Source organism: Streptomyces sp. NPDC101151 (assembly GCF_044768335.1).
Lineage (GTDB): Bacteria > Actinomycetota > Actinomycetes > Streptomycetales > Streptomycetaceae > Streptomyces.
The window spans coordinates 19,398-30,924 of record NZ_JBIWPP010000060.1 but is presented as its reverse complement, the minus strand read 5'-3'; the positions used below and the strand labels follow the sequence as shown (position 1 = coordinate 30,924).

14 protein-coding genes are annotated in these 11,527 nt (G+C 68.4%); 11 read left to right on the top strand and 3 right to left on the bottom strand.

Annotated elements, in window-relative coordinates:
* The first annotated feature begins 191 nt into the window (after nucleotides 1–191).
* From ACIRU3_RS44710 to ACIRU3_RS44680, 7 genes are all read left to right on the top strand, one after another.
* Nucleotides 192–1,442 (top strand): helix-turn-helix domain-containing protein, encoded by a 1,251-nt coding sequence (locus ACIRU3_RS44710; RefSeq protein WP_404069737.1) that lies wholly within the window; start codon nucleotides 192–194, stop codon nucleotides 1,440–1,442.
* A gap of 328 nt (nucleotides 1,443–1,770) precedes the next feature.
* The gene (locus ACIRU3_RS44705) at nucleotides 1,771–2,352 is read left to right on the top strand and encodes an ATP-binding protein (RefSeq protein WP_404069735.1); all 582 of its coding nucleotides are present in this window, start codon (nucleotides 1,771–1,773) and stop codon (nucleotides 2,350–2,352) included.
* A complete protein-coding gene (locus ACIRU3_RS44700; RefSeq protein ID WP_404069733.1) occupies nucleotides 2,349–2,945 on the top strand; it encodes a hypothetical protein in 597 nt (198 codons plus the stop codon). The genes ACIRU3_RS44705 and ACIRU3_RS44700 overlap by 4 nt, the downstream gene beginning before the upstream one ends.
* Nucleotides 2,946–3,255: 310 nt before the next feature.
* Nucleotides 3,256–3,552, top strand: coding sequence for a putative ATP-grasp-modified RiPP (gene tgmA / locus ACIRU3_RS44695; RefSeq protein WP_404069731.1), 297 nt, complete (start codon nucleotides 3,256–3,258; stop codon nucleotides 3,550–3,552).
* A complete protein-coding gene (gene tgmB / locus ACIRU3_RS44690) occupies nucleotides 3,552–4,517 on the top strand; it encodes an ATP-grasp ribosomal peptide maturase (RefSeq protein ID WP_404069729.1) in 966 nt (321 codons plus the stop codon). The genes tgmA and tgmB overlap by 1 nt, the downstream gene beginning before the upstream one ends.
* Nucleotides 4,517–5,647: a protein-L-isoaspartate(D-aspartate) O-methyltransferase gene (locus tag ACIRU3_RS44685; RefSeq protein ID WP_404069727.1), complete on the top strand. Its 1,131-nt coding sequence runs from the start codon at nucleotides 4,517–4,519 to the stop codon at nucleotides 5,645–5,647. The genes tgmB and ACIRU3_RS44685 overlap by 1 nt, the downstream gene beginning before the upstream one ends.
* A gap of 74 nt (nucleotides 5,648–5,721) precedes the next feature.
* A complete protein-coding gene (locus ACIRU3_RS44680; protein ID WP_404069725.1) occupies nucleotides 5,722–6,048 on the top strand; it encodes a DUF6087 family protein in 327 nt (108 codons plus the stop codon).
* Between the two features lie 626 nt (nucleotides 6,049–6,674).
* Here the strand turns inward: ACIRU3_RS44680 and ACIRU3_RS44675 are convergent.
* Nucleotides 6,675–7,178 carry a hypothetical protein gene (locus ACIRU3_RS44675; RefSeq protein WP_404069723.1) on the bottom strand — a complete coding sequence of 168 codons (504 nt, stop codon included), beginning with the start codon at nucleotides 7,176–7,178 and terminating at the stop codon, nucleotides 6,675–6,677.
* Nucleotides 7,179–7,339: 161 nt separating this feature from the next.
* On the opposite strand from ACIRU3_RS44675, the gene ACIRU3_RS44670 reads away from it, so the two are divergent.
* Nucleotides 7,340–7,816, top strand: coding sequence for a DUF6924 domain-containing protein (locus ACIRU3_RS44670; RefSeq protein WP_404069721.1), 477 nt, complete (start codon nucleotides 7,340–7,342; stop codon nucleotides 7,814–7,816).
* Between the two features lie 137 nt (nucleotides 7,817–7,953).
* Here the strand turns inward: ACIRU3_RS44670 and ACIRU3_RS44665 are convergent, their stop codons facing one another.
* On the bottom strand, nucleotides 7,954–8,532 hold the full coding sequence (locus ACIRU3_RS44665; protein WP_404069719.1) for a suppressor of fused domain protein: 579 nt from the start codon (nucleotides 8,530–8,532) through the stop codon (nucleotides 7,954–7,956).
* Between the two features lie 342 nt (nucleotides 8,533–8,874).
* Here ACIRU3_RS44665 and ACIRU3_RS44660 point away from each other — a divergent pair, with 342 nt between their 5' ends.
* From ACIRU3_RS44660 to ACIRU3_RS44650, 3 genes are read left to right on the top strand one after another with little or no spacing between them, the layout of a single operon-like run.
* Nucleotides 8,875–9,045, top strand: coding sequence for a hypothetical protein (locus tag ACIRU3_RS44660; protein WP_404069717.1), 171 nt, complete (start codon nucleotides 8,875–8,877; stop codon nucleotides 9,043–9,045).
* Nucleotides 9,042–9,584, top strand: a complete 543-nt coding sequence (locus ACIRU3_RS44655; protein WP_404069716.1) for an RNA polymerase sigma factor — start codon at nucleotides 9,042–9,044, stop codon at nucleotides 9,582–9,584. The genes ACIRU3_RS44660 and ACIRU3_RS44655 overlap by 4 nt, the downstream gene beginning before the upstream one ends.
* On the top strand, nucleotides 9,581–10,405 hold the full coding sequence (locus ACIRU3_RS44650; protein WP_404069714.1) for a hypothetical protein: 825 nt from the start codon (nucleotides 9,581–9,583) through the stop codon (nucleotides 10,403–10,405). Before ACIRU3_RS44655 ends, ACIRU3_RS44650 begins: the two co-directional genes overlap by 4 nt.
* Nucleotides 10,406–10,991: 586 nt before the next feature.
* Here the strand turns inward: ACIRU3_RS44650 and ACIRU3_RS44645 are convergent.
* Entirely contained in the window at nucleotides 10,992–11,447 is a 456-nt protein-coding gene (locus tag ACIRU3_RS44645) for a potassium channel family protein (RefSeq protein WP_404069712.1), read from the bottom strand.
* Nucleotides 11,448–11,527: the final 80 nt, after the last annotated feature.

The following is an 11,527-nucleotide window of genomic DNA, read 5'->3' as shown; positions in this document are numbered from 1 at the left end:
GGGAGATCCGCGACGACATCCACGAAGCGTTCCTCACTCTCGGATGCGCACTCATCTGCTGGCGACGCCTGAAGTCATTCCGATAGGAGTTCTTACAGGCAGAGGGAGGACCCTGGGCAACATCACGCAGGATCGGCCCTCATCGCCCTACTCTTGCAGTGACGAAGTCGCTAGGAGGGGCAGGGGCCGCGATGTCTCACGATGCTACGCCTGATCCGTACGCTGACCCGCTCAAGTTCGGCCAGAGGGTACAGATCCTCCGTGAGCGCAGAGGCATGACCCAAGCGCAGCTTGCTGATCTCGTCGGTCTGTCGCCTCACACCATGCGGAAAATCGAGAACGGGCAGCAGAAGGCGCCCGGTCTGGACATGGTGCTGCGGCTTGCGGAGGCCCTGCGAGTTCGTGACCTGGCGGAGCTGACAGGCCGTCCCGACGCGCACATCGATCTGTTCGTTGGCCCAGGTCACCGACGGCTCGCGGCCGTGAAGTCCGCGATCGACTCGTTTCCACTCGCTGCCGGCGTTGAGCCTGCACCGGTAGCGCATCTTGAGGCGCGGTTGCATGCGGCGTGGAAGGCCCGGCACCAGGCGCCCAACCACCGGGAGGCCATCGGGAAACTGCTGCCTGATCTCATCCGGGACGCTCAAGCCGTCGTACGTCACGCCGACGCTGCCAGCGACCGGCGCTCGGCGATGGCCCTGCTCGCGCAGACGTACTCGCTGTCGCAGTTCTTTATCGCCTACCAGCCCGATAGTTCCCTGCTTTGGCGTGTCGCTGAGCGTGGCATGATCGCCGCGCAGGAGAGTGAGGACCCGCACGCCATCGGCGTGGCCGCCTGGCTGCTTGCGCAGGCACATCGCGATTCCGGTTTTCGCCACTTCGATGCAGCCGACGCCGTCAATCTCGAAGCGGTCCGTTTTCTTGAGCCGCTGCTGCCCGCTGCCTCTGACGATGTCCTTGCCATCACGGGCGCCCTGGAGTTCGAGCTGGGCTACACCGCGGCCCGCCGTCGCCAAACGGGCACGGCCTGGCGCCACTGGGACAAGGCCAGCCAGTTGGCGGCCCGGCTGCCGGCTGACTACTACCACCCGGTCACCAGCTTCGGCAGGGCCATCATGGGCGCGCACGCCGTCACCGTGGCCGTCGAACTGCATCAGGGCGGCGAGTCCGTCCGGCAGGCCGCGAGGGCGGACAAGAGCGTGATCAAGTCTCGTCCGCGGCGGGCCAGGCACCGGATTGAGGAGGCCCGCGGTTACCAGCTCGACAATCAGCCCGACGTGGCCATTGCCGCGCTGGAGAAGGCCTATGAGGCTGCGCCGGAGACGATCCGGTACAACGGCTATGCCAAGACGATCCTTCTTGAACAGGTCGAGTCGACGCAGGCTGCTCGTCGTCGCCGTGCAGCGGACCTGGCTATGAGGGTCGGCATGCTCGCTGCCTGACCGTAGCGACCGGATTACGGTCGGCGGTGAGGTGCAGGCGCTCTTACGGTCGAAGAGTCAGGACCCCGGCGACCGCTCACGACGGTCCCGGGGCATGGCTAACGCCGCATAGGAGCGTCAACATGACGAACGGTATCGCCCTATTACCCGAGCCCACATGGGGCTCGGCGTTGAAAATCAGGGTGCATATGATCGCGGAGAAAGGCGTTGTCGCCGCGCCACGCAACACCGTTGCAGTGTCCCGGATTTACCAACCACCGGGCCAGATCACGACAAGCTACCTCCCGTCGTGTGAGTACCGGTGTCGGCGATCGGCGGGTGCGCCCCGATGACGGGCAGCGCGCAGACATCACCTGTCCGAAGGAAAAAGGACGCAGGCACAGAGACAGCAGCCTGCGCACCGGTCAGGTTCGCAGCCGACCAGCACCCCGTGCGTGCGACGGTGGCGCTGCTCCCTCTGCTGCTGGACGACGAGAGCTCGCTGTTCAGCTGGTGCACCCGCCTGTTGGCGAACGAAACGGCCGGCCAGGGAGCCCGCTTACGGGTCCGCTCGAGGTTGACCTTGTGCCACTGGAGCGGGGACGTCGATGCCGTCGCTGGCGTCGTCGGCGAACTCGTCGACAACGCGGTCCGGCATGGCCGGCCCTTCCCTGACGGCTACGTCATGCTCAGAGTGGCCCTCACCGCGGAGACGAACGAACTCATCATCGAGGTCGACGACGCCCTCCCGGCGTTCCCGGGCTTCGAGGAGATGAGTGCCGACCGTGAGTTCCGGGAGCCGCGGCCTGTCCTGTGGTGGGTGCATCACTACGGCGGGCTGTCCTGGTACATGAGGATGGATGCGGACGGCGAGCCCGCTGGCAAGACCGTGCGCGCGATCCTTCCCACCGCTCGGGAGGTGGGCGCATGAGTGTGCGCGCCCCGCTCCCCCAGCGCAAGGTGGCACCGGCACAGGAGCGGCCCCCCGTCCCGGAAGCCGTGTTCGCCCAGCCCAACGCTTTGGGATCGCCCGGCGAGGTAGCCCCGGATATGGGGTCCCTGGCCGACCGTGTCCGGAGGCTGATGGCCTTCCAGCGCGGTGGGGACCTTGTTCTCCCTCTGGGTGGGCATCTGTTCGACATCGTCGTCACTGCAAGCGGCCCCGAGGCATACGGGGTGGTGGCGATGCTGGACGAAATCCAGCGGACCAATCAGCAGGACCGGCCGGATGCCTGCGGCCCTGTCATCGAGGACCCCGAGCGTGGCTGGCTGATCTGGCTCGTGCCGCCCGCAACCAGCGCCCAGTGGACCCCGCACCGCTACGGTGCGTGCCTGGGCAGGCCCCACCAGCTCGCCCTGCCACCGCTGTCCCAGGCGGAGCCGCCCGGGGTGTTCTGGAGGCGGCGCATGCGCGGCGACCGCCTGGTACCGCCCGTGCCGCTACGCGACCTCCTCGACCGGTTCCGGCCCGGCCCCGTCCCGCACGAAGCGCTCCTGGGCTCCGTGCTGAGCAGCATCTGCTGAACTCCGCGTGAGGTGGGAGCAGCCTGGCTTCCGCCCCATGCGGTCGCGTCGCTCATCACGAAGGCCCTCCGTGGCACCTCGTGTCCAGCGCACGAGCCAAGCCCTCTCCGGCTGCCGGCCGGCCCCCTGAGCCCTGGCAGCCGGAGGGACAAACAGCCCTCTGGCGATCCCGCCTGCCGCGCCTGGATCGCTGGACGGGGTCCGACGCCCGGCGCGGGGAGTTCCGGTCGAATCCGTTCCCCCACGGTCCAGATCACCTGCCCGCGCCGGGTTTCAGCACATCACTGTGTCCCATCGAATGGAGAAGATCATGACGACAGCTCTGGAACGTGAGGCCTTCCCTCTCACGCCGCCCGGGGGCCGCACGCCCTTCAGCGCAGAGGCTCCCTCGAGCGCGCTGACGCGGCCCTGGGCGCTGCGGTTCGCCCGCATCCCGGACTCCACCAAGGTCACCCGTGTTCCCGCGCATACGTACGACGACGTCCGCCAGGTCAACATGACCTATGACGGCGGCCTGCTGACATGCATGGCGAACACGCACAACCCGACGGTGCCGGACGGTTCGACGACGAACCCGCCGCCACTGGACGAGGGGCCCAAGGACTGATGACCGCGCCCGTCCTTATCGTCGCCGCCGACGACGACTGGCCAACAGACCGGGTGGTGGTCGAGCTGGTGGAGCGCGGAGTCGAGGTGTTCCGCATGGACACCGTCGACTTCCCGCAGCGGCTCGCCCTGGCCGGCAAGATCGACCGGGGGTCTGCGTGGACGGGCGAACTCACCACCGGACACCGGACGGTGGAGCTGTCCCGGGTCGGCGCGGTCTACTACCGCGCCCCCGGGGCGTTCCGCTTCCCTGTGGGAATGTCTGGTCCGGAGGAGAGATTCGCTGCCGCTCAGGCCCGCGCGGGCCTTGGTGGTGTCCTGTCCGCGCTGGAGTGCCGGTGGGTGAACCACCCAACAGCCCTGGCGCGCGCCGAGTACAAGCCCGTCCAGCTCGCTGCCGCACGTGCGTGCGGGCTGCGTATCCCGGCGACCTTGATCACGAACCGGCCCGACGAGGTGCGTGCCTTTGCCACCGAGATGGGTGCACCGCTGGTGTGCAAGCCGGTCGCCTCGCCTGTCCTGATCGAGAACGGTCAGCTCAAATCGGTGTACACGCGGCGGTTGAGCCAAGGCGACCTGGACGACCTGCGGGGGATCAGCACCACCGCGCACCTCTTCCAGGCGTGGGTGGACAAGGACCACGAGGTACGGCTGACCGTGGTGGGCGAGCGGATGTTCGCCGCCGCCATCCACGCCGGCAGCGAAGCCGCGCACGTGGACTGGCGCAGCGACTACGGGGCGCTGACCTACACCACCACCACGGTTCCGCAGCAGGTCGCCACTGCAATGAGGCATCTGATGGCGCGGATCCAACTGCGCTACGGAGCGGCAGACTTCGTCGTGGACCCCTCTGGTCGGTGGACGTTTTTGGAGATCAACCCGTGTGGTCAGTGGGACTGGATTCAGGGCGCGACCGGCCTTCCCATCGTGGAAGCCATCGCTGATGATCTTCAAGGAGTGACCTGATGGACTGGAAGTCGCACGCCACCGCCCTCGCGGCCAGCACCACCTACCCGGGATCTAGCTGGCGGGTGCCGGTTGAAGAGACGCCGCGGCACGTCCTGGTCGAGCGCTGGTTCTCCCCCGGTGAGCGCGGTTGGACGGTCGTCGACGGCCCCTCCGACAAAGAAGCGTGGGCGAAGGCCGCCTACTCGGACACCACGCTGGTCACCCGCCTCGGCCCCGTGCACGCCGACCACGCCGAGACCGGCCGGCCCGTCACCGGGCACCCGACCTCATCGTCCACGCTGCCGAGCCTGGTCCTGACCATGCTGCAGCACGGCCGTCTCACCCCCGGCGTACGACTGCTGGATGTGGCCACGGGCTCCGGCTACAGCGCCGCTGTGGCCTGCCACCGGCTCGGAGACGAGCTGGTGACGACACTCGACGTCGACCCCTACCTGACGCAGGCCGCCGCCGAGCGCCTCGACCGGATCGGCCGGCACCCCCACGTCGTCACCGCCGACGCCGGCAAAGAGGTGCCCGGCACCTTCGACCGGATCGTGTCCATGGTGTCCATGCCCCGCATCCCCGCCTCGTGGCTTGCCGCTCTCGCGCCCGGCGGGCGCCTGGTCACCACCATCGCCGGCACCGGCCTGATCATCACGGCCGACAAGATGAACGATGGCGGCGCGACGGGCCGCATCGAGTGGGACAGGGCAGCGTTCATGACCACCCGCGCCGGCAACGACTACCCGCCCAGGCTCAACGGCCTGTTCACGGCGGCCGGCACCGAGGACGGCGAGGTCACCGTCTCGCCGTTCCCTGTGCTCGACGTCATGCAGGCCTGGGAGGTGTGGTCGATGCTCTCCCTGATCGCGCCCGGCATCGAACACCGCACCGGCACCGGCGACGACGGCAGCCGTATGACGTGGATGCTCCACCCGGACGGCTCCTGGGCCAGAGCCCGCACCGAACCCGGCCAGCGCACCACGACCGTCCACCAGGGCGGGCCATGCCGCCTGTATGACGTGCTCGAGCAGATCCGGTGGCGGTGGCTGGAACACGGCGAACTCCCCGTATACGGAGCGAAGGTCACCATCACCCCCGATGGCGAGACCACGCTCTGTCGAGGAGGGTGGTCGGCGACACTCTGAGTCAGACACCCGCAGCCCCGCACCGGCGCTCACACGGCAGATGCAGCGAAGCACCAAGGAGGCAGCACCCCGCAATGGACGAAGAACCCCTTGAACAGTGGGCAGCACGCCGTGAGCAGCACCGCCCCACGCCCGGAGAGCGGCAGGCCACCCCGCTCGGCAACCGGCCCGAGCAGGGATCTCACGTCGCCCCTGACGCCCCGCGCGGCATCCAGGAATGGGACGGGCAGCAGTGGATCCCGGCCGGCGTCGCCGAAGACTTCGAAGCCGCGGCACGCGAGACGGGCATGGACGCAGTGTCCCGCGCCCAACGGGTCCCTCTCCCTGCGTTCAGCAAGCTCCCTGCGATGCCGGAACGGTGGCGACCGACCGAGGTGTTCCGCCGCCCAGACACCAACTGACCTCCCTTCTGCCGTGTCCCCCGGGACTCCGGGCTCGGGGACAGCGTCGGGGGCGACAGACCAAGCGAGAACCCGTTCTTGGAGGTGGGATTGACCCGATGACGGTGCCCAGGACATGGCCGGGGACACATGGCTGCCCCGTGAGAAGTGGATCAAGACGCAGCCGCAGGCGCTCCTCGCCTCGTGTGTGGTTGTCCACGACTGCCACGGCCAGATTCTGTTGCTGCGCTACGGGCCGGGCGGGCCGATCTCAGGTCAGTGGTGGTTGCCCGGTGGCATCACGACGAGGATCCATGCACCGCGGCATGCCGGGAGATGGAAGAGGAGACGGGAGTCCGGTTGGCATCACTTCCGAAGCTGATCGGGATCGACCACCGTGTGAACGTCGGCGGCACCGGGCCGGTACTGGACTGCTTTTTCTACGGGGAGTTCTCCCCGACCCTGATGCGATCCGCCTGAGCCGCCTCGACGCCGTCACCGCTGGACTGACACTCCCGTGCAGCTCTGGGGCGGTCGAAGGCCATGTGAACCGGGTGAAAACACCCAAGAGAGCAATGTATGGCCGAGCCTCGTTCGAACTCCTCCGAACCCGCGTCCTCACCCAGCCGTGATCGCTGCGGCACCGGCTACTGCCAGAAATCCGCTCCATCATGCCCGCTCGGGTCCATGGTCAAGAGGTCTTCATGCAGACCCGAGAGGGCTCGCCCGGTCGGGGCGCCGTCTTCGCCCGACTCCATGACGATCCAGCCGACATCGGTGCCCGACACGTTCACATCACTGCCGGTGTCGAGCTCGTCGAGCGTTGCGAACACCGCCTCATAGGCGACCGCTCGTGCCAGGCGAACGAGATCCTCTTTGTTCGCCCCAGCGGCAAGGAGCCGCTGCGCGGCCGGAAGCTGATCGAACGCACCTGGATCGACCCAACCGTCGATCGGACCACGCCACAGGCTTCGCAGCAGCACGAACCGCGCGAGGTGCGGAATGTCCTCGCAGATCTCGGACTTGGCCCAGTCGTCGGCATCGGCCGCGCCGAGTGCTTCGAACCGGGCACGCAACGACTCCGCAGACGCCCTTCGGCGCGCGTCCAGACAGTTCAGCCAGGCGTGCCACTCGGATGGGGAATCACTCACCGCGACAGCATGTCCCATGAGCACCTCGGCAAGACGACCTGCCCCTACCAACTGCCGCCGCATCGCAGTGCAGCCGTTCACGGAACTGCGGGCAGAGCCTCGAAAACGGCCCATGAGACAGTCGGGCACGGCTCACCAATCGTCACCCAGGAGCAAGATCCATGAGAGCGTTGCCCGCCGTCACCGGCCGTGATGAGTTCGACGTCCTGGTCGTCAGGACCGACTACGACGACGACCAGGCGTGGCAGGACGTGACGGCGGCGCTGATGGAGCCCTGGGGGGACAGGCAGCACGAGGCACACGTCCACTTCATAGACGACCCGGCCTGGGCAGGAGCGACCGTTGAGGAGGCGCTGAATGCGGTCTGCACCGACGAGGACCTGGCCGTCTTCTTCCTCGCCGACCGGACAACCATGCAGGCCGAGAGCCACGCGTTGCTGGCGGTCACCATGCTGGCGCGAGAGGAGTGCGTGGACGACGAAGACTACGAGCAGCTGACCCAGTTCGGCCGTGAGTTCCGCACCGTCCCCGCAGGGGTCCATGACGTCCACGCGAACCTGAGCATCGGCAATCTGGGCTTCGAGGAGTACGCCGCATGGGCTCACGATGATCCCGAGGGGGTCTACCGGTCCTTCTGAACAGGGCTCACGGAACTGCGGACAGAGCCGATTTCACAGATCCTTATCACTGCTACACGGCTGGTCATCGAAGCCGGGGGAACCTGGAGCCGATACGCCCCTGACGGCCACAGGCGGTGACCGCCGGAGACGGAAACTCAGGCGACCGACGCCCTGAAGGGATCGGTGGGGATGATCTCTGCCTCGTCGAAGAGCTGCTCCAACGCCTCGTGCCCGTGACACCTGCGGAACTCGATCTCGGCTGTCGTCACGGGCAGGGTCCACAGGATGCGGGCGTGGCCCCGGGGAACCGGACAGTGTTCAAGGTCGGGTCCGTGGAGATAGGGCAGGCTGATCAGTAGGTGGTCGCAGGTCGAACCCGGCACCCACGGTTCACCGAGCGGCATGCTGTGCTCCGCATCGAGCTGATGCCCTCCACAGTGGTAGTAGGCGATCATCGCCATGAGCTCGATGAACCGCTGGTCGCGGACGTGGGCGGTCATGACGAACTCAAGACCATGACCGTCCTTCTCCATCGCGGCCCAGCACCCGGCGGTCACATAGGCCCAGCTGTCGCTGCGGGGACCGGGCCCCACAACGAGAACTCGCAGAGCGGGCACCACCTCTCGCCGGCCCGGCCCGAGGTCGTAGTCGACGACCTCCACGGTATGCCCGTCGAAGAACGCCCGGACATGTGACTCAACAGCCTCCGCGGCCGGCAGCCTCGCATCACTCACCGCGCGATCATCCCAGACCCCATCGATGGCCCCCTGACGGCTCACTCAGTGTCATGGAGCTACAGGCGGCAGCCACGCATACGCGACACCTCAACATGCGAGCCCACCAATACGAAGGCCGCTGAAGAAGACACGCGGCCTCCCCGGGGCGCGGGCGGCGCGTTCGTGAAGTTGAGGGCGCGCGCGAACTGGCGTGCGCCTGTTCGCTGAGAAGTCTCGTGGAGCGGCTGAACGTTCGAGGGCTCTGTGCGATGGGATGACTTCATACAGTGATCACGCGCTGGGCTTCGCGTCCAGCGTCGACCCGATAGGGGAGTCGTGGTGGATTGGGGATGGGGCGACGTGACGTCAGCGGCGGTCGCGGCGCGCGTCTTCGGCCGGGACATCGCGCTGTTCGGACGGCGACTCCTGAGCGCAGGGGTCCGCGTCGGAGCGGCTGAGATCGCCCGTGAGCGTCGTGGTCTCACCGAGACCACGACCACCTCCGGCAACAGCTCGGAGGAGGCTCGATGACCCGGCCGGTACCGGACCCGCCGCTGGACTTCCAGGCCTTCTACCAGCGCTACCACCGGTCCTACCTCCGGTACGCGTACCTGCACCTCGGTGAGCGCACGGCCGCGATCGAGACGGTGGAGTCGGTCTTCGTCCAGCTCTTGGAGACATGGCCCGCGGTCCTCACGCAGCCCAGCGTGCAGCGCTACGCCCACTCGGTGCTGCGCCGCACGCTAGCCAGCCAGATGGCGCTCCGCCACGGCAACACGGCCCTGGTGGAGACGGCGACCTTTGCCAAGGTACGGCTGGCGACTCGCCGCCAGCTGGAGGTCCTGGAGTCCTCGCTCGGCTTGTACGCCGCCATCGCGCGCCTGCCCGAGCGGCAGATGGACGTCGTCGTGATGCGCTTCGTGCTGGGCTACGACGTGACGACGGTCGCGGAGATCATGGGCGTCTCCGCGGGGACGGTGCGCTCGCACATCCATGCCGCGCGCCGGCGCTTGGCGCGTGAACTCGGGGTGCAGTACAGCAAGGAAACAGAAGCGGAGGAGATCGCATGACCCGCCGGGAGGGCCGCGACCACATCGACCACCTGCTGCATCACGCGCAGGTGCCCGAATTCGAGTTCGACGACGCCGAGAGCACCACGATGCTCGGCCGGATCGCCCGCCGGGCGCTGAGCCGGGCCACCGACGCGATGGACGAATGCGCCCGCCGGGTCAAGGCCGAGGCCGGCCGGCCGAGGCCGGAGCCGGTCCCCGCGAACCCGCCGGTCTACCGGCGGGCCGCCACGAGCCTGGCAGAGCTGTCCTCCCGGGTGGTGAGCGACCCGGACACGGTGGAGGCCATGGCCCAGCTCGTCAACGAGCGCTCCCGCATCGAGCCCGCCGGTGCCCTGACCTTCGCCTGCCTGCTCTATCTGTCCGACCGCTCCGAAGGCGCCCAGTTCTGGTGGCAGTTCGCCGCAGGAGCAGGCGTCGCCACCGCCGCCTACTGCCTTTACCTGCACCACACGCAGTACAGCGAGGACGACATGGCCCGCTTCTGGTACCGCCAGGCCCTCGACCTCCACCACCACACCGGAAGCGGCCTGTACCCGCGCATCGCCACCGAACCCCCCACTCCGCTGTCCAGAAGCGGCTACACCCCTCACCCCGTCGTCACCGCGATCGCCGCGATCGCCCCGCTACGGCCCGGCGACCGGAAAGACGCTCCGGCTTGTGGAACCGGAGGCGTGCTCGGCTGGGCACTTGATCACTTCAAGCTCGCCGATGCCGTATGCCGCCTCGAGGCGGACACCGATGAGGACTACGGCCTGGTCCCCCGGCCCGACCCAGCACTCGCCGTCGAACTGGAAGAACACATGGAGCACGCGCCCTGACAACACCACTGAGGGCCCGCTGTCCCGCCGTGGGCCTGCCCCCGGGATCTGGGCAGGCCGCCACGGTGGGTGGCCGGCGGGACACTCAGCAGCGGCCTGACCACGCTGGACGTGGCCGTCTCCGTCGACCGCAACTGCGCCCAGCACTACCCGGACGGGCCGAGCAGGGCGGAGCTCCGGCCTGGACGCGGTGCGGTACCCGGGGGCCGAGACCGCCGAACGCGCCGCCGCCACCCACGAGCGCCTCGCCGTTCCGCGCCATCAGTACCGGGACCTGCTGGATGAGTTCACCGTCGCGCACTCCCCGTGGGGAGGGCCGGGCTGTTGCACCGGCAGAGCGCCCTGGAGACCGAACGCACCGCTCTGCTCGCCACTCTGGCCGAGCTGGAGCTGGAGCAGTCCGCCGCTCACCTCGCCGCAGCGTCCGAGAGTCGCCCCCTGGCCGCCGACGCCGCCGCGCACACCGACCTGTTGGCCCCTCCCCTGCCTGGCCAGTCACCCGCCCAGAGGCGCGGTGAGGGTGTGGGGAGAGAACGTCGAGTGCGTGTCTTCCACGGGACGGGGACATCCGCCAGGCGGCAGGCTCTCAGTCACCGTGCCGGTCGCCCGTCAGCAGACGCTCGAGCCGGTCGAAGCGTTCATGCAGGGCCTGAACGGTCTCGTCACGCAGATGGTGCACGCGGCCGCGTCGCCGCTCCTCCCGGCCGACGAACCAGGTCGCCAGCGCAGCCGTGACCATGCCGTACGTCGTGATCCCGACGACCATGACCAGCGAAGCAACGACCCGGCCCCACGGCGTGACCGGATAGAAGTCCCCGTAGCCGACCGTGGTCGCCGTCTCGATCGACCACCACAGCGCCCTCGGGTACGAGGTCAGGTTCGCACCACGCGCTCCCTCCTCGGCGGCCACGACCGCCCAGGAACCGCCGAGCATCACCAACACGAGAACGAGCGTCGTGCCACCGGCCGCCTTCAGGTGCAGCGACCGACCTTCCCTGCCCAGCAGCACGGCGACCGCCCTGGCGAGGAAACCGGAAAGCATGATCACTCCTTCCGCCCGCGGCCAGTGTCCGCGCGGGCGGGTGTCCCCGCATGCCAGGCGAGCCGTTTGGGTCGCCGTCG

Bases quoted from the DNA above. Each gene is read 5' to 3' on its own strand.
- ACIRU3_RS44685 (WP_404069727.1), top strand. From the start codon at position 4,517: ATGGACTGGAAGTCGCACGCCACCGCCCTCGCGGCCAGCACCACCTAC.
- ACIRU3_RS44700 (WP_404069733.1), top strand. From the start codon at position 2,349: ATGAGTGTGCGCGCCCCGCTCCCCCAGCGCAAGGTGGCACCGGCACAG.
- ACIRU3_RS44705 (WP_404069735.1), top strand. From the start codon at position 1,771: ATGACGGGCAGCGCGCAGACATCACCTGTCCGAAGGAAAAAGGACGCA.
- ACIRU3_RS44645 (WP_404069712.1), bottom strand. From the start codon at position 11,447: ATGCTTTCCGGTTTCCTCGCCAGGGCGGTCGCCGTGCTGCTGGGCAGG.
- ACIRU3_RS44655 (WP_404069716.1), top strand. From the start codon at position 9,042: ATGACCCGGCCGGTACCGGACCCGCCGCTGGACTTCCAGGCCTTCTAC.
- tgmB (WP_404069729.1), top strand. From the start codon at position 3,552: ATGACCGCGCCCGTCCTTATCGTCGCCGCCGACGACGACTGGCCAACA.
- tgmA (WP_404069731.1), top strand. From the start codon at position 3,256: ATGACGACAGCTCTGGAACGTGAGGCCTTCCCTCTCACGCCGCCCGGG.
- ACIRU3_RS44680 (WP_404069725.1), top strand. From the start codon at position 5,722: ATGGACGAAGAACCCCTTGAACAGTGGGCAGCACGCCGTGAGCAGCAC.
- ACIRU3_RS44710 (WP_404069737.1), top strand. From the start codon at position 192: ATGTCTCACGATGCTACGCCTGATCCGTACGCTGACCCGCTCAAGTTC.
- ACIRU3_RS44650 (WP_404069714.1), top strand. From the start codon at position 9,581: ATGACCCGCCGGGAGGGCCGCGACCACATCGACCACCTGCTGCATCAC.
- ACIRU3_RS44670 (WP_404069721.1), top strand. From the start codon at position 7,340: ATGAGAGCGTTGCCCGCCGTCACCGGCCGTGATGAGTTCGACGTCCTG.